The following is a 23,363-nucleotide window of genomic DNA, read 5'->3' as shown; positions in this document are numbered from 1 at the left end:
GATTGCCGCCGACCGGGGCCATCATTGAGGCCGCCCCGGGAGTTGCAGTTCAAAGTCCACGCAGGGGTCCACGGCGGTGATGAAGAGCCGGGCCAGGGGCCCAAGATCAACCGGGTCGGCGTGCGCCATGAGCCCGGCGAGACCGACCGCCACGACGCCTGCGGGGTGAAAGTTCCATTCGGTCGGGGCCAGGATGCGGTATCCGGTGACGCGCCCGTCGCACAGGCGCACCCGGTGGACCAGGAGCCCACGGGCGGCCGGGACCTGGGCCAGTCCGAGGCCCGCGGGGAGGTCGCCCGGCGCCGGCTCCGCCGCGCTCGCCTCAGCGCCCGCCATGATCCGGGCCGCCTCGACGAGTTGGGCGGCGAGGCGCGGCAGGAGTCCGTTGCCGAAGGAGCGGCGGAGGTCCTGCACCAGGGGTGCCTCCAGTTGCCGGGTCAGCGGGCTCGACTCCCGCGGCTGGCCGTCCCAGGTGGGCCTGGCCACGAAGGCATCGACCGCCGGGTCCGCACCGTCCAGGCAGCGATCGAGGTCCGTCGCGCTGAGCGGGGGCAGGGCGCCGACACCCGCGCGTCCGAACCCGGCCTGTCCCGCCGTCAGGGTCCGATGCACCAGCCGCGCCGCTGCCGTGTCGGTCTGCCCGGCCCAGGCTGCCAGGGCCTCGAGCCCCGCGACCTGTTCCAGCCAGACATCCGGCGGCCGACCGAAGACCCGCAGGGTGCCCAGGTCGGCGAGCGCGCGCCGGGCGCATTCAGCGGCCGGCGCCGCGGCCGGTTCAGCGGCGGGCAGGGCCGCGCCCGGGGCGAACAGGTCGACCCCCGCGGTCAGGGCCGCACGCCAGTCGCCATAGCCTGCCATCACCCGGGCCATGGCAGCGGCGTCCGCCGGCTCGCCCATGATGCCCGGCCAGTCGAGCAGGATGCGCCACAGGTGCTCGCGCAAGGTCTCGGCGGCCACCAGTCGTCGCCGCCGGGACGCGATCCGCGGGGCCACTGCCAGCCCCAGCGCCCCTTCGATGGCCGCCGCCCCGGCCGCCGCCTGGGCCACCGCACAAATACTGAAGAGCACCGGCAGCAGGCGGGTGGCGTGCGCGATGTCGCGGCCCACCAACAGGCTGGCCGCCCCCACCGGGCGGGTCGAGTCGATGCGGACCCCGTGCGGGTCGAGACGGATATGCAGCTTGCCGGCAGGGTCGGTCATCGGGTGAGTGTACCCCAACCAGGGGCTAGAATACCGGGTCCCGGGCCCGTCAATCGGGTCGTCCAAGAACCCTCCAGGTCGTCGCCCATGCTCACCAAGGACCAAGTGAATCGTCTGCGCGAGCCCATCCGCTTCGAGGCCGAACTCGCCGGCCGCACGCTGCGCTTTGCGAGCACCTGGGGGCTGTTCTCCCCGCGCGAGATCGACGAGGGCACGCGCCTGCTGCTCGCGCACCTGGAGGTCGCGCCCGCCGCCGACTGCCTGGATCTGGGGTGCGGCTATGGCGCCATCGGTCTGGCCCTCGCGGCCCTCGCCCCCCAGGGGCAAACCCTGATGGTCGACAAGGATTTCGTCGCGGTGGACTACGCCGGGCGCAATGCGCGCCGCAACCGGCTCGACAACGCCCGGGCGCTGCTGAGCAACGGCTTCGACCAGGTGCCGGCCGACCAGCGCTTCGACCGCATCGCGAGCAACATCCCCGCCAAGGTGGGCAAGGAGTTGCTGTCGATCCTGCTGCACGACGCCCGCGACCGGCTGCGCCCGGGCGGACGGCTCTATGTCGTCACCATCAACGGCCTGCGCGAATTCATGAAGCGCAACCTGCGTGAGGTCTTCGGCAATTACGACAAGCTCAAGCAGGGCGCGCATTACACGGTCGGGATGGCCGAGCGGGGGTGAGCCGCGCGGTGGGTGCACACCGCGTCAATCAAGATCAGTCGTTTGATCTTGTCTTGGGGTCGTGCTGGGCGTAAGATCAGCGCCCTGATCTTAGGCGGAGTCGATTCTTAAATGCTCGAGATTGCGAAAGAGGACATTGTCGCCCGCCTGGCCTTTGATAATCCATGGTGGGACACGGGGCCGGCGACGAAAATCGCATTTCAGGACACACCGCGGCGGACCTGTTTTGCTTCCTTCTTCAGAACGGTCTTGGACACCAGCGTCCGGCGCGCCATTGTGCTGATGGGGCCGCGCCGCGTCGGCAAGACGGTGATGGTCTATCAGGCCATTCGCGGATTGCTCGACGGTGGGACGCCGGCCAATCGGATTCTGTACCTCTCGCTCGAAACGCCTATCTATACCGGGCTGCCGCTCGCGCGACTACTGGGGTTTTTCCTGGAGACGTTCGGACACCGGCGGGAAAGTCCGCTGCATATCTTCTTCGACGAGATTCAATATCTGCGGGACTGGGAGGTCCACCTGAAGTCCCTCGTCGACTCGTACCCGGACTACAAGTTCGTCGTTACTGGTTCGGCGGCCGCCGCGCTGCGGCTCAAGAGCACGGAATCGGGTGCCGGCAGGTTCAGTGACTATGTGTTGCCGCCGCTGACCTTCGCGGAATATCTCATGTTCATCAAGCGCGACAGCGAGCTTGTCGAGGTGGTTCCGGCAAGCCATCCGAACCGCGATGACGCGCCCGGGTACCGCGCGAAGGATATTGTCGGACTCAATGGCGAGTTCGTCAACTATCTCAATTTCGGCGGCTATCCGGAAGCCGTCTTCTCGGCTACGATCCGCGGCGATCCCGGGCAATATATCAAGAGCGACATTATCGACAAGGTATTGCTGCGCGATCTGCCGAGTCTCTATGGGATCAACGATATCCAGGAATTGAATCGGCTGTTCACCACCCTGGCCTACAACACCGGCAATGAAGTCAGCCTGGAGGGCCTCTCGCAGTCATCGGGTGTCGCCAAGAACACCATCAAGCGCTATCTGGAGTATCTCGAAGCCGCCTTCCTCATTCGCCGGGTCGAGCGGATCGACCAGAATGCCAAACGCTTCAAGCGCGCGCTGTACTTCAAGGTCTATCTGACGAATCCATCAATGCGCGCGGCCTTGTTCGGGCAAATCGGCGCCGACTCTGAGGCGATGGGACCCTTGACCGAGACGGCGATTTACAGTCAATGGCAACAGCGTCAGGCGAACCAGCTCTATTATGCCCGCTGGAATACCGGTGAGATCGACATCGTGTCGCTGGCCAGCGCGGAGCAAAAACCGCAATGGGTTGTCGAGGTCAAGTGGACCGATCGGCCTTTCAAGGCGCGCGGAGAGTTGGACAACTGCGTGGAATTCGTCTCCAAAAATCCCCAGATAGAACAGCCGATTGTCATAACGACGCGCACCGTCGCGGCAGACAGCGTGGAATATCGCGGAGTGCAGTTCACCTTTGTGCCATCCAGCGTTTACGCCTACACGCTGGGGTCAAATATCTTGAGGTGCATGGAGCCGAGTGCGGCCCCGGTCACGGCGGACCAGCGGATGCGCTTGCCGCGAACATAGCGCCGGGTGGCGGCGCTTGGAGTATCCCGCAACCTGGACGCTGCAACTACCTGTTCGTTAAAGTGGCCGCGAGGACTGCCCATTTAGGGATGCGGCCGTGCGTAAATGCTCCGCAAATATTCCGCTGTGTTATCAAGCTCTGGGAATATTTTGTCGTTTGAGATTCCGAGAAGTTTCAAATCTTTCCTCAGCTTCTCTTTTTCTGTGGCTAGGACCGGAACGTCAATCGGCGTGAAGCTGCTGTAAGTCGCCATATGTTCTTTTGTTCCGTGTATGCCGAATAGCAAGAACGCTCCGTCTTGTTTAATAATGCGTCGATTCTTCAAGAGCGGCTTCACGCACCAGATGTCTTCAAGGTGTTCACGTTCGATCAGGTCCTTAAAATAGGGCTTTTCTTCCTTTATCTCGTGAAGCAAATACTGGATCTCCTTGGTGCCGTTGAACCTAGTGCGGAATTGGTCGTTCGACTCTATTTTGGTCTTGAGTAGTGCTCTCAAGTCGAGCGTGTCGATGGGGCGTCTTGCTATGTTTGCGACAACACTGATGGTGTCAGAGTCATAATATTTTATTTTCTCATCTGGAATTGCAAAAACAATGAAATCGCCGTCCTCCGAGTCATTATTGGCGACAGCAAAAAACAACGCAATTAGTGGATTCGTGGTGATATCCAGGAGGCGCGTTGGCAACTTATAATGCTGCATTTTTACAAGTTTTTCAAATGTGCTTTTTTCTCCCGAAAACTCATCTGGATTTCTCAGGATGAATTCCCTGAACAATACGTTTTCGTTGCTCAAATACCCGTTGCGGTCAATCGATGGAGTTATCGGCCGATAACGCTTAACTTGACCGCGAAAAAATAGGGTCTCATTAGGGTGCTGCCCCTCTATCAATGTGATCTTAGCAAGCAGAGAAGGGATGTCTGTAATCATGCGTAATGCCTCGTGTGCTTATCGATTAAACCGAAGTTCCAGCGAGAACCATTCTCATCTTCGTCGCAAGCCCTTGAAATTTTTGTTCAATAGGTACTTGTTGCCGTCATTCCGCTCTAAAGTGTACCCATGTAAACGGTCGTAGATAGCTTGTTATTTCGAGTTTTCCTGCTATATTTTTTCCCATGTACATCGACATCGTTCCAAACCGCAGCTCGCCCCCTGCCATCTTGCTCCGCGAGTCGTTTCGCGAAGGCAAGAAGATCCTTAAGCGCACCATCGCCAACCTCTCGGCCTTGTCGCTGTCACAAGCCGAGGCGATTCGTGCCGTTCTCAAAGGCAAGCCGTTGGCCGCCGTTGATGAGGTCTTTGAAATCATCCGCTCGCGCGCGCATGGTGCGGTCGATGCGATCAGGCTGGCGATGGAGCACCTGCGGCTGAGTGCGCTCTTGGGGCGCGAAGCCTGCCGAGAGCGGGATCTGGTGCTGGCGATGATCGCCGCCCGGGTGCTAGACCCGCAAAGCAAACTGGCGACCACGCGCAGTTGGGAGCACAGCACCCTGGGCGAGCTGTTCGGGGTCAGTGATGCTGATGAAAATGAGCTGTACGCGGCCTTGGATTGGCTGCGGGAGCGTCAGGCGGTCATTGAGCAACGATTGGCCAAGCGCCACCTGCACGAGGGGGGCCGCGTGCTCTACGACCTCTCGTCGAGCTATTTCGAGGGTGAGTCCTGCCCCCTGGCCGCGCGTGGCTACTCCCGTGACGGGAAGAAGGGGCTGCTGCAAGTCAACTACGGCTTGCTGACTGATGCGCGCGGTTGTCCGGTGGCCATCTCGGCCTTTGCGGGCAATACCACTGACCCCGAGACCTTGATGGCGCAGGTGGATCAGCTGCAACACGACTTTGCCCTGCAATCGGTCATCCTGGTGGGGGATCGCGGAATGATCTCGCAAACCCAGGTTGAGGCCCTGCGGGAGCGTGCCGGAGTGGCGTGGATCACGGCACTCAAGAGCGGGGCGATTCGCCAACTGGCGGCGGCCGGTACGCTCCAGATGGATTTATTCGACGAGCGCAATCTCTTTGAATGCACCGACGAGGACTTTCCCGGCGAGCGGCTGATCGCGTGTCGCAATCCGCAACTGGCGAAATTGCGTGCGGCTAAGCGGCGCCAGCTCCTCGCGGCCACCACCACCGAATTAGAGACGGTACAACGGATGGTCGCCAATGGCCGACTGAAGGATCCGGACAAGATCGGCGTGCGGGTCGGGCGCGTGATCAACAAGTACAAGATGGCCAAGCATGTCGTGCTGGACATCACCGCCACGCAGTTCGTTTTCCATATCGATGAGGAGTCGGTGGCCGCAGAGGCGGCGCTGGACGGGCTCTACGTCATTCGCACGCCCCTGCCGGTCGCGCAGGTCAGCAGCGCCGAGGTCGTACTCCATTACAAGGGGTTGAGTCACGTCGAGGCGGCGTTCCGCTCGTTGAAAAGCGATGATCTACAGATTCGTCCGATCTACCACCATACCGAAGAGCGGGTGCGTGCCCATCTGTTTCTATGCATGCTCGCCTATTACGTCAAATGGCACATGGGCGAGGCGTGGCGCAGTCTTCTGTTCGCCGATGAAGATCAGGAGCGTCTCACCCAGCGCGATCCCGTGGCGCCCGCGACCCGTTCGGACGCGGCTTTGGAAAAAGTGGCGAGCAAGCGACTCGCCGACGGCTCACCGGCGCACAGCTTCCGGACCCTTCTCAATGAACTAGCCACCATCGTTCGCAATACCTGCCGACGTAAACAGGCCAGTGCCGATGAGGCGCTGTTCAACATCGACACCACTCCTAACCCCAAGCAGCAGACGGCATTCGATTTGATCAAAACGATCCGCGTGTAGCCAGACGTTTGCACGACGATTTTCTGAAAAATAAAGAGAATCAATAGCCTATCGCTTAGGCGATGCTGGAACTTCGGATTAAAATGCAGATCCAGCGATTCTGCCGCCCCGATATTTATACCCTTGGCATGGCGGCGCACGCCCAAGGCTAAAGTGCTGAAGTGCTGAAGCCTTGGACTCCACAGGAATGACGCGGTTCGCGCCGACAAGCATCCCTCTTATTCGCGTTCATTAGCGTTCATTTGCGGCCAAATCCCCCCCCCTACCGCCGCTCCTTGATCTCCACCCCCAGCGAGCGCAGTTTGCGATACAGATGGGTGCGCTCCATCCCGGCCTCCTTGGCCATCTTGCTGACATTGCCCAGGTGCTTTTCGAGCTGGTAGTCGAGATAGGCTTTCTCGAACTGCTCGCGCGCCTGGCGCAGGGGTTGGTCGAAGGAGACCAGGCCCTCCAGGGGCTGGGCCAGGAGTGGCGGCGGCGCGCCCAGGGTGCCTTCGACCTCCTGTTGGGTGATCTCGTCGCCGCTGCCCAGGATCAGGAGGCGCTGGACCAGGTTCTTGATCTCGCGCACGTTGCCGGGCCAGGTATAGTTGCGCAGGAAGTTCTGGGCGCCGACGCTGAAGCGGCGGTAGGGCAGCTTCTCGTGGGTGGCGAAGAAGTCGAGATAGAAGTTCAGCAGGTCGGAGACGTCCTCGGCGTGGTCGCGCAGGGCCGGGATGTTCAGGGGGACCACGTTCAGGTGATAGAAGAGGTCCTCGCGGAAGCGGCCGGCGCGAACCTCGTCCTCCAGGTTGCGCTGGGTCACGGCGATGATCCGCACGTCGATGGCGACCGGCTCGGCCCCGCCGACGCGCAGGAAGGAGCCGTTGTTCAGTGCCCCGAGCAGCAGCGCCTGGGCCTCCAGGTCCATGTCCGCCACCTCGTCCATCAGCAGGGTCCCGCCGGCTGCCTTCTCCAGGCTGCCGTAGTGGGTGAGCCCCGGCTCCTCGCTGCCGAAGAGTTCGCGGGCGGCGCTGCCGCCGGTCAGGGCCGAGACGCTCAGATCCACGAAGGGCCGGTCGCGCCGCGGGCTCTGGGCGTGGAGATAGCGGGCGAAGGTCTCGCGACCGCTGCCGGACTCCCCGGTGATCAGGACCCAGGTGTCGTGCTGGGCAATGCGCTTGACCTGCTCGCGCAGCCGCTGCATCGCCGGGCTGCGCCCCACGGGTTCCTGGACCAGGGGGGCGCGCCGCTTCAGTCCGATGTTCTCCTGCTGGAGCTTCTCCGCCTCCAGGGCGCGCCCCACGGTGAGCAGGAGCTTGGCCATGGACAGGGGCTTTTCGAGAAAGTCGTAGGCGCCCAGGCGGGTCGCCTCCACGGCCGTCTCGACCGTCCCATGGCCGGACATCATGATGACCGGGCAGGGCAGGCCCTGGTCCTGCGCCCACTCCTTGAGCAGGCTGATGCCGTCCAGGTCGGGCATCCAGATATCGAGCAGGATCAGGTCGGGGCGGCGCTCGCGCAGCGCCAGACGGGCGGCGGCGCCGCTCTCGGCACCGCTCACCCGGTAGCCCTCGTCCTCCAGGATCTCCTGGACCAGACCCCTGATGTCGGGTTCGTCATCGACGACTAAGATGTGTGTGGCGCTCATAACTGTGCGTTCAGTCCTCGCTCCTTTGCCGCGGCCGGCGGACCCCCGAGACAGATTGGCAGGCGAATCCGGATGGTGGCCCCGCTGCCGGTGTTTTCGGCGCCGATCATACCGCCGTGTTCCTCAATTATCTTCTTGACGATGGCAAGCCCGAGCCCGGTCCCCTTGGGCTTGCTGGTCACGTAGGGCTCGAACATCCGCTCCTGAATCTCCGCGTCGAATCCGGGGCCGTTGTCCGTGACCTCTAACTGCACCAGTCCGGCGTCGTGCTCGTGGCCGTTGGTGTCGCCCTCGCCCGGGAGTTCGACCAGGGGGCCGTCGAGGCGCCGTGTGCTGACCTTGATGTGGGGTTCGGGGCGACCCTCCAGCGCCTCCTGGGCGTTCTTGACCAAATTGTGTATGACCTGGCGCAGGCGTGTGGCATCCCCGCGGACCAGGGTCTCGGGCGCCTCCAGGTTCACCACCAGGGCCCCCGCCCCGGCGCTGCGGTACAGGTCCAGGACCTCCTGCACCAGGCGGTCGAACGCCAGCGGCACGGGTTGGGACTGGGGGGTGCGGGCATAGTCCGAGAAGTCGTTGACCATGGCCTTCATGGCCTCGACCTGGGCTACGATGGTGCGGGTCGAGCGGTCGATGAGCGCCGCATCCTGGGGGTTGGCCTTGGCCAGCAGCTTGTGGCGCAGCCGCTCGGCGGAGAGTTGGATGGGGGTCAGCGGGTTCTTGATCTCGTGGGCCAGGCGTCGCGCCACCTCGCCCCAGGCGGCGTTGCGCTGAGCGGTGATCAGGGTGGTGATGTCGTCGAAGACGACGACGTGGCCGCGCCCGTCGGTGCCCGGCAGGGGCAGGGTGCTGCCCCGGCACATCAGGGTCTGGCGCCCGGCGGTGCGCTGCAGGACGATCTCCCGGCGCCAGTCCTGGCCGGCGTCCAGGTGGCTGCGCACCGCCTCGGTCCAGGGGGTGAGCCCGGGCTGCGCCCGTTCGATGTCGCCGAGCGTCAGGGCCGACGCGGCGCCGGGGTCCAGGCCCAGGATCTGGCGGGCGGCCGGGTTGGCGGTGCGCAGGCGCTGCGCGGCATCGAAGGCGACTACCCCGGAGGACAGCCGCCCGAGCACCGTCTCCAGGTAGGTCCGCTGGGTCTCCACCGCCTCCTGGCTGCGCGCCGCCGCGTCGCGCGCCTGGGCGATGCGCCGGGTCATGGTGTTGAAGGACGCCACCAGGAAGGCCAACTCGTCGTCGTGTTTGGGCAGGGGCAGTTGCTGTTCGTAGTCGCCTTCGGCGACGGCACGGGTGCCGCGGGCGATGTCGGCCACCGGGGCGACCAGGCGCCGGGCCGTATGGAAGGCGCCGATCAGGGCCGCCATCACACCGAACAGGAGCACCAGCAGCAGGGTCAGGGAGAAACTCGTCTTGAGTGAGCGGCGCAGGTAGGCGAGTTCCGTATAGCGATTGTACGCGGTCTCCAGCCCCGCCGAGAGCTCGGTAATGCGGCTCGAGGTGGGGAAGATGGCCTGCATCTGCATAGGCCGCCCGCCCGGGTCGCGCACTACCACCCGTACCACCAGTTCCTCCGCCGGCCCGGTCTCGGTCCCCACGTAGTTCTTACCGGCGCGCACCCCTTGCTGGATCTCGCGGTCGGCGTAGCTCGGGACCAGCTTGGCGGGGTCCTGGTTGGCGGTGCCCAGGACCTGGCCGCCCGGCCCGAAGATGGTCAGTTCCTCGGCCCCCGCGTGGCGTCGCAGGCTGTTCAGGGTCAGGGCGATGGCGGTGGAGGAGCGGTCCTGGATGCCGGCGAGCAGGGCCTCGGTGTACTTGGTGAGGACGCGTTGGTTCAGATCCAGCGAGGCCTGATTGAGCGTCAGGGCGTCCTGCATGGCGCGGCCGATCTCCACGTCGAACCAACTGTCGATCCCGCGCAGCAGGAACCCGAGCGAAAAATAGTAGACCACCCCGACCGGCAACAGCGAGATCAGCACGAACAGGACGACGATGCGCAGCGTCAGGCGCGACCCGGCCGCCTGTCGGCGGTAGCGGCGCAACAGCTTGACGATGTTCACCACCACCAGCACGGCCAGGATCAGCAGGCCGCCTAAGACGATGAAGAGCAGCGGGACGAAGGCGCGACTCAGATCCTCGGAGTTCTGGATCGCATCGCGCATCAGCACCAGCGCGATGAACAGTGCCACGACCAGCGCCGCGATCGGGATGGTACCCAGCAGGCGCAGATTTCTTAGTGGGTTAGCGGCCATTTGGTCCAGCGACTCGCGAGCTTCCAGGCCCCGCTCAGGTAGGCCGTGGGGCGCAGCGGCAGGGGTAAGGCCTCGATATCCAGGGAGACCTTGAACTGGACCTCGTAGGCGACCCCGGGTTCGAGGCGGTTCTGATCGACCAGTTGCAGCCCCTTGATCTCGCCTAGGGCCGCGATGGCCGCCTCCCGCGTGACGAAGGTGCGGCCGGTCGTCCCCGGCAGCCGGTAGACCTCATAGGTTTCCGACAGGGGCTTGTGGCGGATGGCATAGCGCAACTGGAGATCGGTCACGCTGCTCGCCCAGATCCAGGCATCGGCGCGCCGGACCTGCAACTGCATCAGAATCGTCAGGGGGACGCCATTGGCCAGGGCCTCCAGGGCCTCGGGCGAAAAGCCGTAGTCGACCGTGGCATCCAGGGTATAGGTTCCCTCGACCAGGCGGGTTTGCACCTGGGTCACCCGAAAATCGCTGGCCAGGGTGGTCCAGGCCAACAGGAGCGCCGACAGGGCCAGCCACCAGGTCAATTCCCGGCGGCGAGTGGGCCGCGGTCGCGCCGCTGTACCGACTCCCGTCGCCCCCAGCGTCACGGGGCTATCTTCTCGAGCAGGGCGAAATAGAAGCCGTCACTCCCGCCGTTCGTGGGCAGCAACTGGCGGCCATGGCTACGCTTGCGCCCCCACGCGGCGGCGATCGGGACCTCGCGGGCCGCCGGCTGGCGTGCCAGGAAGGCGGCCACCTGGTCCTGGTTCTCGGCGGCCAGCACGGAACAGGTGACATAGAGCAGCCGCCCGCCGGGGGCCAGCAGGGGCCAGATGGCGTCCAGGATGCGCGCCTGCAGGGCGCATAGTTCGGGGATGTCCGTGGCGCGGCGCAGCCATTTGATGTCCGGGTGTCGGCGGATGACGCCGGTGGCGGAGCAGGGGACATCGAGCAGGATGCGGTCGAAGGGCGGGCGCGTCCAGTCGCCGAGTGGGGCGGCGGCGTCCGCGCGCACCACCCGGGCCTGCAGCCCGAGACGGGCCAGATTCTCGCGCAGGGTGTCGAGGCGCGCCGCTGCCGAGTCGAGGGCCACCAGTTCCAGTCCCGGGCCGGCACGCTCCAGGAGGTGGGCGGTCTTGCCGCCGGGGGCGGCACAGGCGTCGAGCACCCGCTGCCCGGGTTGGGCGTCGAGGAGCTGGGCGGCGAACTGGGCGCCGCCGTCCTGCACCGAGACCAGGCCCGCGTCGAAGCCGGGCAGGGTCTGGGCCGGCACCGGGTGATCGAGCATCAGCCCGGCCTCGGTGCCCGGGATGGGGCGGGCGGTGATCCCCGCTGCCGCCAGCAGGCCGGCGTAGGCCAGCCGGTCCGTGCGCGCGGCATTGACCCGCAGGCTCATGGGCGGGCGCTCGTTGCCGGCGGTGACGATGTCCTCCCAGTCCTGGGGCCAGTCCCGGCGCAACGCGGCGAGCAGCCACTCCGGGACCAGCCAGCGGGCGCTCGGAAGTTGGTCGGCCTGCGCCAGCAGGGTCTCGCGTTCGCGCAGGAAGCGTCGCAACAGGGCGTTGAGCAGGCCAACCTTGTCCGGCTTGCCGAGCAGGCGCACGGCCTCCACGGTGGCGGCGACCGCCGCGTGGGGAGGGGTGCCCAGCACGGTGAGTTGGTAGAGCCCGACCAGCATCAGGGCCTCCAGGTCGCGGTCAGCCGGCTTGACCGGGTGGTGCAGCAGGATGCCGACCAGGGCCTCCAGGCGCGGCAGGACGCGCAGGGTGCCGTAGATCAGCTCCTGGGTGAGGGCACGATCCGCCGGCGGGCGGGGCAGGGCGGACTGGTTGAGGACCCGCGTCAGCGACTGGCCGCGGTCGCGCACGCGGTGGATCGCCAGGGCCGCGGCGGCACGGGCGTCCGCGCCGGGTTGCCGCGGTGTGTCGGGCTGGCCCCAGACGGACGATTCGCCGCGTTGCACATCGGCCGCAGGGCGGGGCCTGTCCCGCGGCGGGCCGCCGCGCTCGCGTGGGGGCCCGGAGCGGTCTCGCGGGGCCTGGGCTTGCTCTCGCGCAGGGGGGCCGCCCGCGCCGGCCCGCCCGCGGGCACGCTCCGGGGCCGGTCGGGCACGGCTCCAGGGATTATCGGCGGCGGTTCGGTCCCCCCGATCCGGAGGCCTGGTCGCGCGGCCGGCGGGGTCCGCGGGGTCTTGGGGGCCGTGCTCAGCCAAGACGCACACCCTGCAGCGCCCGTGCGTTGAGGAAGTCGGCGGCGTCCAGCGGGCGCTTGCCGGGCAGTTGCAGGCGGCTGATGACGAGCAGCCCGGCGCCGGTTGCCACCCGGATGCCCGTGCGGTCGGCGCCGACGACGGTCCCCGGGGCGGCCCCGGCGGTCGGCGCCGCGGCGACCTGTGCCGACCAGATCCGCAAGGTTTGGTCGTGCAAGCGGGTCTGGGCCACGGGCCAGGGGTCGAAGGCGCGCACCTGGCGTTCGATGGCTGCGGCGGCTTGAGTCCAGTCGATGATGGATTCCTCCTTGCTGAGTTTGTGGGCGTAGGTCGCGAGCGCAGGGTCCTGGGGTGCGGCGGCCAGGGTGCCGTCGCCGATCCCCGGCAGGGCCTCCAGCAGCGCGCGGGCGCCGAGGGCGGCGAGTCTGTCGTGCAGCCCCCCGCCGGTCTCCCGGGGGTCCAGGGGGATACTGATCCGATGATAGACGGGCCCGGTGTCCAGGCCCGCCTCCATGCCCATGATGCAGACGCCGCTGTGCGTGTCACCCGCCAGCAGGGCGCGCTGGATCGGGGCCGCTCCGCGCCAGCGCGGCAGGAGTGAGGCGTGGACGTTGAGGCAACCCAGGCGCGGGGCGTGCAGCACGGCGGTCGGCAGCAGCAAGCCATAGGCGATCACCACCATCAGGTCCGCGCCCAGGTCGCGTAGTGCGGCCACCGCGGTCCGGTCGCGCCTGAGTGACTCGGGCTGGCGGACCGCGATGCCATGGGCCATGGCCAACTGCTTGACCGGGCTTGCCTGGAGCAGACGCCCGCGCCCCGCCGGGCGATCCGGCTGGGTGTAGACGGCCGCCAGGTCATGGCCGGCACCGATCAGTGCCGTGAGGCCGGGGATGGCGAACTCAGGGGTTCCGGCGAAGATGATGCGCACTCAGATGGCCCGCCGCCGCGGCGGTTCGGCCGCCTTGCCGGTGCGGTGGTCGCGCTCGAGTTTGTGGCGGATGCGCTGACGCTTCAGGGACGAGAGATGGTCGACGAACAGTTTCCCCTCCAGGTGGTCGATTTCATGCTGGATGCAGACGGCGAGCAGGCCGTCGGCGTCCAGGGTGAAGGGCTGCCCGTCCCGGTCCAGGGCGGTCACCCGCACGGACGCAGCGCGGGTGACCGGTTCGTAGAACCCGGGGACCGACAGACAGCCCTCGTCCATCTGTTCCTCCCCGCGCAGTTCCAGGATCCGCGGGTTGATGAGACACAGCGGCTGGTCGTTCTGCTCGGAGATATCGATGACGATGATCTGCCGGTGGATATCCACCTGGGGCGCCGCCAGCCCGATGCCCGGGGCGGCGTACATGGTCTCGAAGAGGTCCGCGACGATCTGCCGGACGCCGGCATCGACCTGCGCCACCGGGGCGGCGCGGTGGCGTAGACGCGGATCGGGAAAGGTGAGAATGTCGAGCTTTGCCATGAGTAATCGCAAATGACGGCGCCGCGGGCGGCTTAAGGGGGCAAGTGGACACGCGCCGGGCCTTACGGAGGCCCGGCGCGCGTGGGCGGCGGCGCTTTCTTGCCGACTCGCTGGAAGCGCCGCGGTTCGATGCGCTACTATCCGGCCCATACTACACCCCGCAATGGGGCCGGGTGAATCCGGAATCGACCCCGAGGGAGGAGCGATGCGTCCCCAGTTCGTCTGCCATAGCGCCGCCGCCGCGGCAAACTCCCGCGCCCGAACCCTGCATCGGGCCGCGGTCGGCCTATGCCTCTGGGTCATCCTGGCAGCCCTGCCGGGGGGCGCGCCCGCCCTGCACGCCGCGGAACTCCTGCCCGGCGCGCCGGACACCTACACGGTGCGCCCCGCCGATACCCTGTGGGGCATCGCGGCCCGCTTCCTGCGCGATCCCTGGCGCTGGCGTGAGGTCTGGCAGGCCAACGCCGACGTCGCCAACCCGAACCTGATTTACCCGGGCGACGTCCTGCGGGTCACGAGGGTCAACGGCCGGGTGCAGATCGGCGTGGATCGCGGCGGCGAGACGGTGGTCGGGCACCGGGGCGGGATGCGGGTGGTCAAGCTCAGCCCCCGGGTGCGGGTGTCGCCGCTCAAGGCGGCGATTCCGACCATCCCCATCTCCGCCATCGGCCCCTTCCTCAGCCAGCCCTACGTGGCGGAGTCCAACCAAATCAACAGTGCCCCTTATGTGGTTGGCTTCCCGGAAGAGCATATCGTCGCGGGCCTCGGGGACGCGATCTATGTGCGGCGGATCGATAGCGCTGAGCGTGACCGCTTCCAGATCCTGCGCCCCGGGGAGGCCCTGCGCGACCCCAAGACCAACGAAACCCTGGGCTTCTTGGCGCTCTTCGTCGCCAGTGTGGCGTTGGAGCGCACCGGCGACCCGGCCAAGCTGCGGGTGTTGCGCTCCGAGCGTGAGGTCTCCATCGGCGACCGGGTGATCCCGGCCTCGCTGGATGAGCCGCTCAGCAACTTTTTTCCGCGGCCGGCGCCAGCCGGATTGCGCGCCCAGATCCTGGCCGTGCTCAATGGTGTCACCCAGGTCGGCCAGAATGACCTCGTCATCATCAACGCCGGGACCCGGGAGCGGGTCGAGCCCGGCCATGTGTTCGAGGTCTACCAGGGTGGGATCAAGCAGACGGACCAGGTGCGTCAGGGTGGGTTCAACTGGGACTGGAAGCAGGAGACGCCACTGTCCACCCGGTTCTGGTACGGCGACAACCAGAAAATCCGCGCGTGGCGCCACGACGAGCCGGATGCCAACATGCCGTTGCCGCCGACGGTCGATGTCCGCCCGCTGCGCCCATCCTTCATCCAACCCTTTGAACGTTCAGGTCTCCTGATGGTCTTCCGCACCTTCGAGCGGCTGAGCTTCGCCATCGTCCTGGAGGCCAACCGGGCGATGCATATCCGCGACCGGATTGCGCCGCCGCCGACCTGAGTGGTTTCCTGAGGCCCTAGAGCGTCGCTGTCGTTGTCGTTGTCGTTGTCGTTGTCGTAATCGTAATCGTAATCGAGGTTATCGTAGCGTCCCGGATTCTGTCGCACCCCAAAGTGCATCGCTTCTCCGACCACGACAACGACAACGACAACGATAACCGCAACGATTGTGTCTAACCTGTTCTTGACTCGTTACTTATTGCGGGCGGGGTAATGAGTGCGAAAAACGAGCCTGAGGCTTCCTGGTCTTCGCTGGACGCCTGGCTGACCCTGGCGGCGGCACCCGGGATCGGACCCCGGACCTGTGCCCGTCTGGTGGCGCGCTTCGGCAGCCCCGCGGGGGTGCTCGCGGCGGCCCCCGGGGTGCTCGGCGAATTGGGGCTCAAGCCCGCGGCGATCAGTGCGCTGGCGCGCCCGGACCGCGACTGGATCGCCGCGGTGCGCGCCTGGGCGGACCAGCCCGATGCCCATATCCTGGCCCGCGACGACCCGCGCTATCCCCCGCTGCTCCTGGAGATCGCCGACCCGCCGACCCTGCTATATGTGCGCGGCGACCCGCGGCTCCTCGCCGAACCCCAGGTCGCCATCGTCGGCAGCCGCAATCCGACCCCCGCGGGGCGCGAGATCACGCGGGAGTTCGCGCACCGGCTGGCCTCCTGCGGGCTCGTCATCACCAGCGGATTGGCCGCCGGGGTGGATGGGGAGGCCCATACGGGGGCCCTGGAGACCGGCAAGACCATCGCGGTGCTCGGTACCGGACCCGATCGGGTCTACCCGGCCGGCCACCGGGATCTCGCGCGGCGGATCGCCGGGCAAGGGGCGCTGGTGAGCGAGTTCGCCCCCGGCCAGGGACCGCTCGCGCGCAATTTCCCGCGTCGCAACCGCATTATCGCGGGGCTATCGCTGGGCACCCTGGTCACCGAGGCGGCGTTGCGCAGCGGCTCGCTGATCACGGCCCGGCAGGCGGGCGAACAGGGCCGCGAGGTCTTTGCCGTGCCGGGCTCCATCCGCAATCCGTTGGCGCGGGGCTGCCATGCCCTGATCCGCGACGGCGCCGTTCTGGTGGAGGAGGCCGCCGAGGTCCTGGCCGTCCTGGCACCGCAACTGCGCGGCCACCTGGGGGCGCTCCCGCCGCCCCCCGCCGCGGGCGGCAGCGCGTCCGACCCGGACCCGGGCGGGGCGGGCGCCGCCGCGGGGCCGGACCCGGATTACCAGCAACTGTTCGCGGCCCTGGGCTTCGATCCGGTCGCGCCGGACGAATTGATCCGCCGCACCGGGCTTCCCGCGGCGGCCGTCTCCTCCATGCTGTTGGTGTTGGAGTTGGGCGGTCATGTATCATCCTGTCCCGGCGGCCGCTACTGCCGTTCCCGGGCCTGATGGCCGCCGTTCCAGTCAGCCCCCGGGCTGGCGCCGCGCAGGAGGTTCTGATGGATGACAGCATGGTCGATGTTCTGATCTACCTGTTCGAGCACTATATGGACGGGGACGCTCAGCCCCCGACCGATCAGGATGAGTTGGAGGGCGAGCTCGCCGCGGCCGGATTCAGCGCGGGCGAGGTCGCCAAGGCCCTGCACTGGCTCGATGAGCTGGCGGCCGGTGCCGAGGCGCCCGTGTCGCACGGCCATGCGGTGGGCTCCATCCGCATCTACACGGACGCCGAGTGCGACAAGCTGGACCGGGAGGGCCGCGGCTTTCTGCTGTTCCTGGAGCAGATCGGCATCCTCGACCCGAGCAGTCGCGAGTTGGTGGTCGAGCGCGCCCTGGCGATCGACCACCCCTGGGTCGGGGTGGACGAGCTCAAGTGGGTGGTCCTGCTGGTGCTGCTGAACCGGCCGGGCCTGGAGGCCGCCTTCACCCGGATGGAAGACCTGATCTACAGCGATTCCTCGGCCTATCTGCACTGACTTCGGTATACCCTAGCGTCCCGCTCGCCCGAGCATCGAACCCCAGCAGGCCCTCACCGCCCATGAATCTCGTCGTCGTCGAATCCCCCGCCAAGGCCAAAACCATCAAGAAGTACCTGGGACCGGACTTCGAGGTGGTCGCCTCCTACGGCCATGTGCGGGACCTGATCCCCAAGGAGGGGGCGGTGGACCCGGAGCACGGGTTCGAGATGAAGTACCAGATCATCGAGCGCAACGAGAAACACGTCCAGGCCATCGCCAAGCTGCTGAAAGACGCCGACGCACTCTACCTGGCGACCGACCCGGACCGCGAGGGGGAGGCGATCTCCTGGCACCTCTACGAGCTGCTCAAGGCGCGCCGCCAGCTCGGCAAGCGGCCGGTCTACCGGGTGGTCTTCAACGAGATCACCAAGCGTGCGGTCCAGGAGGCCGTGGCCAACCCGCGCGAACTCGCCTACGATCTGGTCAACGCCCAGCAGGCCAGGCGCGCGCTCGACTACCTGGTGGGCTTCAACCTCTCGCCGCTCCTGTGGAAAAAGATCCGCCGCGGGCTCTCCGCCGGGCGCGTGCAGAGCCCGGCCCTGCGCCTGATCTGCGAGCGCGAGACCGAGATCGAGGCCTTCCTGAGCCAGGAATACTGGAGCATCGAGGCCGACTGCCAGGGCGAGACGCGCCCCTTTGCCGCCCGGCTCGTGGAGTTCGGCGGCGAGAAGGTGGAGCAGTTCACCATCACCGACGCCGCACGCGCGGCCGAGGTCCAGGCGGCCCTGGAGCAGGCCGCGGACGGCAAACTGCGCGTCGAGCAGGTGGAGCGCAAGCAGCGCAAGCGTTTCCCGGCCCCGCCCTTCATCACCTCCACCCTCCAGCAGGAGGCCGCGCGCAAGCTCGGCTTCACCGCGCTGCGCACCATGCGCGTGGCCCAGCAGCTCTACGAGGGCGTCGACGTGGGCGGCGGCGCCGTCGGTCTCATCTCCTATATGCGCACCGACTCGGTCAACCTGGCCCAGGAGGCGATCGCCGAGATCCGCGCCTATGTGACCGAGCGCTATGGTGAGGGGTACCTGCCCGAGCAGCCGCGCCTCTACAAGACCAAGGCCAAAAACGCCCAGGAGGCCCACGAGGCGATCCGCCCCACCTCGGTCCTGCGCGAACCGGGGGCGGTCAAGGCCTTCCTGAGCGTGGAGCAATTCAAGCTCTATGAACTGGTATGGAAGCGCTCCGTGGCCTGTCAGATGGCCCATGCCCTCATCAACCAGGTCTCGGTTTCCTTAAGCGCCGGCCCCGGCAACGGCTTTCGCGCCACCGGTTCCACCGTGGCGGAAGCGGGCTTCATGCGCGTCTATCTGGAGGGCCGCGACGACGCCACCGCCGCCGATGACGACGAGGACAGCAACCTCCCGCCGATGCAGGAGGGCGACCTCATCGTGCTCAAGGCCATCCGCGCCGAGCAGCACTTCACCGAGCCTCCGCCGCGCTTCAGCGAGGCGACCCTGGTCAAGGCCCTGGAAGAATTCGGCATCGGCCGGCCCTCCACCTACGCCTCCATCATCACCACCCTGCAAGAGCGCGAATACGTGGTGCTGGACAAGAAGCGCTTCCTGCCCACCGACGTGGGCCGGGTGGTCAACAAGTTCCTCACCGAATATTTCGCCACCTATGTCGATTACGACTTCACCGCCCGGCTGGAGGACGATCTCGACGCCGTCTCCCGCGGCGAGGCGGAATGGGTGCCGCTGTTGGAGCGGTTCTGGCGGCCGTTCAAGGAGCGCATCGACCACACCCAGGAGACGGTGAAGCGCAGCGACGTGACCCAGGAACCGATCGCCGAGATCTGCCCCAAGTGCGGCGGCCCCCTCTCCATCCGGCTCGGGCGCAACGGCCGCTTCATCGGCTGCACCAACTATCCGGAGTGCGACTACACCCGCGATCTGAACGCCGACAAGGCGGCGGCCGAGCCCAAGGAGGTCATCGAGGGGCGCGTCTGTCCCGACTGCGGCTCCCCTCTGGAGGTCAAGAATGGGCGCTACGGCAAGTTCATCGGCTGCAGCGGCTATCCCAAGTGCAAACACATCGAGCCGCTGGAGCGCCCGGAGGATACCGGCGTCACCTGCCCCAAGTGCACCAAGGGGACGTTGCAGAAAAAGAAATCCCGCCGCGGCAAGGTCTTTTTCTCCTGCTCGACCTATCCCAAGTGCGATTATGCCGTGTGGAACGACCCCATCGCCGAACCCTGCCCGCGCTGCGGCTGGCCGGTGCTGACCATCAAGACCACCAAGCGCAATGGGACCGAGAAGGTCTGTCCGCAGAAGGACTGTACCTTCAGTGAGCCGTACGAGGGGGTGGGGACTCCGGAAGAGGTGGAAGGCTAGGTCCGATGCAGAAGAGCGTCACCAGACACCCATTGACCGACCCCGACGCGGCGCGGCGGGACCTGGACTATTGGCGCAGCCGCAGCGCCGAGGAGCGGCTCTCCGCCGTCGAGGTATTGAGGCGCCAAGCCCATGGTGATACAGCCAGACTTCAGAGAACTGCTCGCCTTATTCAACAGCCGCGGGGTTGAGTATCTCATCGTGGGTGGCTATGCACTCCCGCGCCGGACGGGGCATTCGCCCCGTCCGACATGTTTCTGACGCGTTGCCCCCCGGTCTGGCGAGCCACCCCTTAACCGCTTGCATCCTCTGGATTACCCGGCGAAGATATGGAGATCCCGGGCACGGTCGAGCCACGCTTTGCGCTGCCCGGGACCCACGCCACCCCACCCGGAGAGCCCCATGAGCACCGATTTCGACGCCGCCGAAATCGACGACAGCAACCCCGGGCCCCGCTGCCCCGGTGTTCTGCTCCTGGACACCTCGGGCTCTATGGACGGCGAGCGGATCAAGGCACTCAAGGTCCTGGCCCAGATCGGCCCGCGCCAGCCGCTGGCGCTCAACGGGCTCGCGTTCCGCGAGATGTTCCAGTGGCTCTCCACCAGCATGCGCACCGTCTCCCGCGCCGAGGTGGACGCCGAGGTCCCCTTGCAGACCCCCATCGGTTGGGCCAAGGCATGACCTGGCGCGCCTACGGCGCCTCGGTTCGCGGCACCAGCCACCAGCGCAGCGGCCTGCCCTGTCAGGACGCCCACGGCTGGCGGGCGCTTCCGGCCGGCGGTCTGCTGTGCGCCGTCGCCGACGGCCTGGGCTCCGCCCCCCGCGCCGATGAAGGGGCGCAGCGTGCCGTCGCCGCCGCCCTCGACGCCCTGGAGGCGGCCTTGGCCGCCGCGCCGGCCGCGTTGGACGAGGCGGCCATCGCGGGGTACCTGCGCGCCGCCTTCGCCGCCGCCCGCGCCGCCCTGGAGCGCAACGCCGACCCCAACCCCCTGCGGGACTACGCCACCACCCTGCTGCTGGCCGCCGTCACCCCCGACTGGACCGCGGTCGGGCAGATCGGCGACGGGGCCGTGGTCGGACACTGGCCCGACGGCCGCCTGGAGACCCTGAGCCTGCCGCAGCGCGGCGAATATGCCAATGAGACCACCCCGCTTACCAGCCCGGACGCCGGCGCACGCCTCCAGGTTCGTGTCTGGCCGGCGCCCCTGCGCGCCCTGGCGCTCTTCAGCGACGGGCTGCAGGGGCTGTGCATCAACCTGACCACCGGCGCCCCCTTCGAGCGCTTCTTCGCCCCCTTCCTGCAGGCCCTCAGCGGACCCTTCGATGCCGACGCGATCGGCGCCCGCCTCGCCGCCTTCCTCGAGTCCGCGCGCGTCTGCGCCCGCACCGACGACGACAAGACTCTGCTCGTGGCCGGCCTCCCGGACCCCGCCTGACCATGAAGCCCCGTAGGGTCCGCTGCGCGGACCATCCCCGCTGCGCGGACCATCCCCGCCGCGCGGACCTATCCCGCGCCGCCCCGCCCCCTTGATCGCCCAGTTCACCGGCTCCGATGGCCAGACCTACCGCACCCAGACCGAACTGGCCCGCGGTGGCGAGGGCATCATCCTCACCGTCGCGGGCCGCACCGACGTCGTGGTCAAGCGCTATCTGGACGGCCAGGCGACCCCGGAGCGCGCGGCCAAACTGCGCGCCATGCTCGCCGACCCGCCCCGCGACGAGATGCGCGAGCGCTTCAAACACGCCTCCATCACCTGGCCGCTCGCCATGCTCCACGAGGGCCGCCGTTTCGCCGGTTTCCTGATGCCCCGCATCGACGGCGGCTCCTCGCTGCTCAACGCCTACAACCCTCGCGCCCGGGAGTTCCTGGGCCTGGACTGGAGCGGTCAGCACCACGTCGCCAAAAACCTCTGTACCGCCCTGCACGCCCTGCACCTCAAGGGCTATGTCATGGGCGACGTCAACCAGCGCAACATCCTGGTCACCGCCCGCGGCCTGGTAACCCTGGTCGATACCGACTCCTTCCAGGTCCGCGCCGGGCGCACCCTCTACCGCTGCCCGGTCGGGGTACCCGAGTACACCCCGCGCGAGTTGCAGGGCCAGCGCTTCGACCAGGTGGACCGCACGCCGGAGCACGACCGCTTCGGCCTGGTCGTGCTGCTGTTCCAGTTGCTCATGGACGGCTATCACGCTGTACCGGCAGTGGAACGACTCACCGGCCCGCTTGATCGCCCGCGCCGGGAAGGCATTGAACCGCGGAGACGAGGCGGCGGCGGATGGGCTGCTGCGGCAGGCCGCCGGGCAGGCCCCAGACCTGGTGTCCGCCTTCGCGCGCGACCGCGCCGAACGGCTCCGCGCGCTGGCCAAAGGGGCCAAGGCGGACGAGGGCAACCTGCGTGACCTGGCGCTGGCCGAGGCGGGGCGCTGGGATACGAAGCTACAAGCGGCGGCCAAGGTGCCGGGTGAAGCGCAGGCCGAGAAGCGGTTCGGGCCCCGCCAGTGCCCGGTCGGCACCATCGAACAGGAGATGGTCGAGATCCCCGGCGGCGACTTCCAGATGGGTTGCAGCCCCGACGACAGCCAGTGCTATCTTAACGAGAAAGAGCCGCACCAGGTCAGTGTGAAGACCTTCCGCATGGGCCGGTGTGAGGTGACCCGCGCGCAATGGGTGGCGGTGATGGACGCTAATCCGGCGCGCTTCAAAGGCGATGACCGGCCGGTAGAGAGCGTCTCTTGGAATGAGATCCAAGACTTCCTCGACCGCTTGAATGCCGACGGCAAGGGTCGGCCCTATCGCCTGCCGAGCGAGGCCTCCGCGCGGGACGGGGTTTGAAACCCCGTCCCGAATGTTTTTTCGGTGCCGACCACGGGTGGGAGCCGGCAGTCCCGGAAAAAATTTTCCGGACGGGGCGAATGCCCCGTCCGGCCCTTGAGGTTTGACCCTCGTGGCCTAGGTGCTTAGGTTGTACCGAAATACGCCGCCGACCCGCCACCTGGAGTCCAAGGCTTCAGCCTTGGAAGTGGGTCGCCAAGGCTGAAGCCTTGGACTCCAGTGCAACTCTTCTTATGACTCTTACCCTATAGGTCCCGGCATTGGCCGCGCCCACCCGCACCTTCATGTCGTTGGCGTAGACCTGGCAGGGGCGGCCCTGCATCTGCGTCCACAGTTGGCCGCCGACATTCATCACGATGGCGTTGTGGGCCGCGCTCCCCCCGGTCATGGCGAAGACCTCGCCGCCGATATACTCGCTGCGGCCCTCCAGGGCCGCGCGCTCGCCTTCCAGCCAGTCCTCGAAGCTCAGATGGGGTTTGGGTTGCAGTGACATGGGGGCGTCTGCCGGTGTTGGGGATGGGGGATTATAGACCCGGACCCGTGGTGCCCCATGGTTCCGCCGACCTGCCGGTGCGACTCCGCGGCACTCTGCGGCACCGCGCGGGACGGGGTTTGAAACCCCGTCCTGAACGTTTTTTCCGGCAAGCCGCCGCAGCTTCGCAGGTTAACGCAGCCCCATGTTTTCCCTCATGGGGTCTCGAACGGTCGTGGCCTCGCCGCGGCTGAAGCCGCTCCCACAGCGTTGCTGCGCGACTTTCACGGTAAAGCCTCAGTCTCCGGTTGTGGTACCCCTGGCTGGCAACGGGTGAAATTCGGCAGCGCAGATGACGAATGAGCGATCCTGAGCGTTATCCAGTGGTCGAGCGCGTCGGGCGTGGCGCAGCGAAAGTGGCACCGACCGCCTGACTGAGGCCCGAGGGCTTGGAGCCGCCGCTGGTCAGCCCCAAGTTA

Annotated in this window: 20 protein-coding genes; 11 read left to right on the top strand and 9 right to left on the bottom strand. The window is 67.0% G+C overall.

Going from position 1 to position 23,363, the window contains the following annotated elements; translation table 11 throughout:
• Positions 1-21: 21 nt before the first annotated feature.
• On the bottom strand, positions 22-1,200 hold the full coding sequence (locus tag THSYN_RS20650; RefSeq protein WP_100920789.1) for a Ni,Fe-hydrogenase I large subunit: 1,179 nt from the start codon (positions 1,198-1,200) through the stop codon (positions 22-24).
• 87 nt (positions 1,201-1,287) lie between these two features.
• On the opposite strand from THSYN_RS20650, the gene THSYN_RS20645 reads away from it, so the two are divergent.
• On the top strand, positions 1,288-1,878 hold the full coding sequence (locus THSYN_RS20645; protein ID WP_100920788.1) for a class I SAM-dependent methyltransferase: 591 nt from the start codon (positions 1,288-1,290) through the stop codon (positions 1,876-1,878).
• Between the two features lie 111 nt (positions 1,879-1,989).
• Positions 1,990-3,480: an ATP-binding protein gene (locus THSYN_RS20640; RefSeq protein WP_100920787.1), complete on the top strand. Its 1,491-nt coding sequence runs from the start codon at positions 1,990-1,992 to the stop codon at positions 3,478-3,480.
• Between the two features lie 83 nt (positions 3,481-3,563).
• Here the strand turns inward: THSYN_RS20640 and THSYN_RS20635 are convergent, their stop codons facing one another.
• Positions 3,564-4,409: an FRG domain-containing protein gene (locus THSYN_RS20635; RefSeq protein WP_100920786.1), complete on the bottom strand. Its 846-nt coding sequence runs from the start codon at positions 4,407-4,409 to the stop codon at positions 3,564-3,566.
• 185 nt (positions 4,410-4,594) lie between these two features.
• On the opposite strand from THSYN_RS20635, the gene THSYN_RS20630 reads away from it, so the two are divergent.
• Positions 4,595-6,301: an IS1634 family transposase gene (locus THSYN_RS20630; protein ID WP_100920785.1), complete on the top strand. Its 1,707-nt coding sequence runs from the start codon at positions 4,595-4,597 to the stop codon at positions 6,299-6,301.
• 262 nt (positions 6,302-6,563) lie between these two features.
• Here THSYN_RS20630 and THSYN_RS20625 read toward each other — a convergent pair whose 3' ends face one another.
• The 6 genes from THSYN_RS20625 to def form a co-directional block, all read right to left on the bottom strand.
• Entirely contained in the window at positions 6,564-7,931 is a 1,368-nt protein-coding gene (locus THSYN_RS20625; RefSeq protein ID WP_100920784.1) for a sigma-54-dependent transcriptional regulator, read from the bottom strand.
• Positions 7,928-10,177: a sensor histidine kinase gene (locus tag THSYN_RS20620; RefSeq protein WP_100920783.1), complete on the bottom strand. Its 2,250-nt coding sequence runs from the start codon at positions 10,175-10,177 to the stop codon at positions 7,928-7,930. The genes THSYN_RS20625 and THSYN_RS20620 overlap by 4 nt, the downstream gene beginning before the upstream one ends.
• Positions 10,159-10,701 (bottom strand): DUF4390 domain-containing protein, encoded by a 543-nt coding sequence (locus THSYN_RS20615; protein WP_172965317.1) that lies wholly within the window; start codon positions 10,699-10,701, stop codon positions 10,159-10,161. The genes THSYN_RS20620 and THSYN_RS20615 overlap by 19 nt, the downstream gene beginning before the upstream one ends.
• Positions 10,702-10,760: 59 nt before the next feature.
• Positions 10,761-12,119, bottom strand: a complete 1,359-nt coding sequence (gene rsmB / locus THSYN_RS20610; protein WP_100920782.1) for a 16S rRNA (cytosine(967)-C(5))-methyltransferase RsmB — start codon at positions 12,117-12,119, stop codon at positions 10,761-10,763.
• 241 nt (positions 12,120-12,360) lie between these two features.
• Positions 12,361-13,293, bottom strand: a complete 933-nt coding sequence (fmt, locus tag THSYN_RS20605) for a methionyl-tRNA formyltransferase (RefSeq protein ID WP_100920781.1) — start codon at positions 13,291-13,293, stop codon at positions 12,361-12,363.
• Positions 13,294-13,827, bottom strand: a complete 534-nt coding sequence (gene def, locus THSYN_RS20600; RefSeq protein WP_100920780.1) for a peptide deformylase — start codon at positions 13,825-13,827, stop codon at positions 13,294-13,296.
• A 205-nt stretch (positions 13,828-14,032) separates the two neighbouring features.
• On the opposite strand from def, the gene THSYN_RS20595 reads away from it, so the two are divergent.
• The 8 genes from THSYN_RS20595 to THSYN_RS36065 all read left to right on the top strand — a co-directional run bounded on the left by THSYN_RS20595 (position 14,033) and on the right by THSYN_RS36065 (position 22,412).
• Positions 14,033-15,307, top strand: coding sequence for a LysM peptidoglycan-binding domain-containing protein (locus THSYN_RS20595; RefSeq protein WP_100920779.1), 1,275 nt, complete (start codon positions 14,033-14,035; stop codon positions 15,305-15,307).
• A 212-nt stretch (positions 15,308-15,519) separates the two neighbouring features.
• The gene (gene dprA, locus THSYN_RS20590) at positions 15,520-16,683 is read left to right on the top strand and encodes a DNA-processing protein DprA (RefSeq protein ID WP_100920778.1); all 1,164 of its coding nucleotides are present in this window, start codon (positions 15,520-15,522) and stop codon (positions 16,681-16,683) included.
• A gap of 50 nt (positions 16,684-16,733) precedes the next feature.
• The gene (locus THSYN_RS20585; RefSeq protein ID WP_100920777.1) at positions 16,734-17,210 is read left to right on the top strand and encodes a Smg family protein; all 477 of its coding nucleotides are present in this window, start codon (positions 16,734-16,736) and stop codon (positions 17,208-17,210) included.
• Between the two features lie 62 nt (positions 17,211-17,272).
• Entirely contained in the window at positions 17,273-19,579 is a 2,307-nt protein-coding gene (gene topA / locus THSYN_RS20580; protein WP_100920776.1) for a type I DNA topoisomerase, read from the top strand.
• A 402-nt stretch (positions 19,580-19,981) separates the two neighbouring features.
• On the top strand, positions 19,982-20,260 hold the full coding sequence (locus THSYN_RS20575; protein ID WP_100920775.1) for a hypothetical protein: 279 nt from the start codon (positions 19,982-19,984) through the stop codon (positions 20,258-20,260).
• Complete coding sequence (locus THSYN_RS20570) at positions 20,257-21,015, top strand: PP2C family serine/threonine-protein phosphatase (protein ID WP_100920774.1); 759 nt, start codon at positions 20,257-20,259, stop codon at positions 21,013-21,015. The genes THSYN_RS20575 and THSYN_RS20570 overlap by 4 nt, the downstream gene beginning before the upstream one ends.
• A 91-nt stretch (positions 21,016-21,106) precedes the next feature.
• Positions 21,107-21,979, top strand: coding sequence for a hypothetical protein (locus THSYN_RS34970; protein ID WP_100920773.1), 873 nt, complete (start codon positions 21,107-21,109; stop codon positions 21,977-21,979).
• Positions 21,897-22,412 (top strand): formylglycine-generating enzyme family protein, encoded by a 516-nt coding sequence (locus THSYN_RS36065; protein ID WP_100920772.1) that lies wholly within the window; start codon positions 21,897-21,899, stop codon positions 22,410-22,412. Before THSYN_RS34970 ends, THSYN_RS36065 begins: the two co-directional genes overlap by 83 nt.
• A 175-nt stretch (positions 22,413-22,587) precedes the next feature.
• On the opposite strand, the gene THSYN_RS20555 is transcribed toward THSYN_RS36065, so the two are convergent.
• A complete protein-coding gene (locus THSYN_RS20555) occupies positions 22,588-22,905 on the bottom strand; it encodes a Uma2 family endonuclease (protein ID WP_157817820.1) in 318 nt (105 codons plus the stop codon).
• Positions 22,906-23,363 lie beyond the last annotated feature (458 nt).

Origin of the sequence: Candidatus Thiodictyon syntrophicum, from assembly GCF_002813775.1 — a bacterium.
In the GTDB taxonomy this organism is placed as follows: domain Bacteria; phylum Pseudomonadota; class Gammaproteobacteria; order Chromatiales; family Chromatiaceae; genus Thiodictyon; species Thiodictyon syntrophicum.
Note: the sequence above shows the minus strand (reverse complement) of the source record. Positions and strands in the feature narration are given on the sequence as shown.

Excerpts from the sequence above, each read along its gene's own strand:
- THSYN_RS20645 (WP_100920788.1), top strand. The coding sequence starts at position 1,288 with ATGCTCACCAAGGACCAAGTGAATCGTCTGCGCGAGCCCATCCGCTTC.
- THSYN_RS20625 (WP_100920784.1), bottom strand. The coding sequence starts at position 7,931 with ATGAGCGCCACACACATCTTAGTCGTCGATGACGAACCCGACATCAGG.
- THSYN_RS20635 (WP_100920786.1), bottom strand. The coding sequence starts at position 4,409 with ATGATTACAGACATCCCTTCTCTGCTTGCTAAGATCACATTGATAGAG.
- THSYN_RS20595 (WP_100920779.1), top strand. The coding sequence starts at position 14,033 with ATGCGTCCCCAGTTCGTCTGCCATAGCGCCGCCGCCGCGGCAAACTCC.
- THSYN_RS20630 (WP_100920785.1), top strand. The coding sequence starts at position 4,595 with ATGTACATCGACATCGTTCCAAACCGCAGCTCGCCCCCTGCCATCTTG.
- THSYN_RS20585 (WP_100920777.1), top strand. The coding sequence starts at position 16,734 with ATGGATGACAGCATGGTCGATGTTCTGATCTACCTGTTCGAGCACTAT.
- topA (WP_100920776.1), top strand. The coding sequence starts at position 17,273 with ATGAATCTCGTCGTCGTCGAATCCCCCGCCAAGGCCAAAACCATCAAG.
- THSYN_RS20575 (WP_100920775.1), top strand. The coding sequence starts at position 19,982 with ATGAGCACCGATTTCGACGCCGCCGAAATCGACGACAGCAACCCCGGG.
- def (WP_100920780.1), bottom strand. The coding sequence starts at position 13,827 with ATGGCAAAGCTCGACATTCTCACCTTTCCCGATCCGCGTCTACGCCAC.
- THSYN_RS20650 (WP_100920789.1), bottom strand. The coding sequence starts at position 1,200 with ATGACCGACCCTGCCGGCAAGCTGCATATCCGTCTCGACCCGCACGGG.
- THSYN_RS20570 (WP_100920774.1), top strand. The coding sequence starts at position 20,257 with ATGACCTGGCGCGCCTACGGCGCCTCGGTTCGCGGCACCAGCCACCAG.
- THSYN_RS20620 (WP_100920783.1), bottom strand. The coding sequence starts at position 10,177 with ATGGCCGCTAACCCACTAAGAAATCTGCGCCTGCTGGGTACCATCCCG.
- THSYN_RS20555 (WP_157817820.1), bottom strand. The coding sequence starts at position 22,905 with ATGTCACTGCAACCCAAACCCCATCTGAGCTTCGAGGACTGGCTGGAA.
- dprA (WP_100920778.1), top strand. The coding sequence starts at position 15,520 with ATGAGTGCGAAAAACGAGCCTGAGGCTTCCTGGTCTTCGCTGGACGCC.
- THSYN_RS20640 (WP_100920787.1), top strand. The coding sequence starts at position 1,990 with ATGCTCGAGATTGCGAAAGAGGACATTGTCGCCCGCCTGGCCTTTGAT.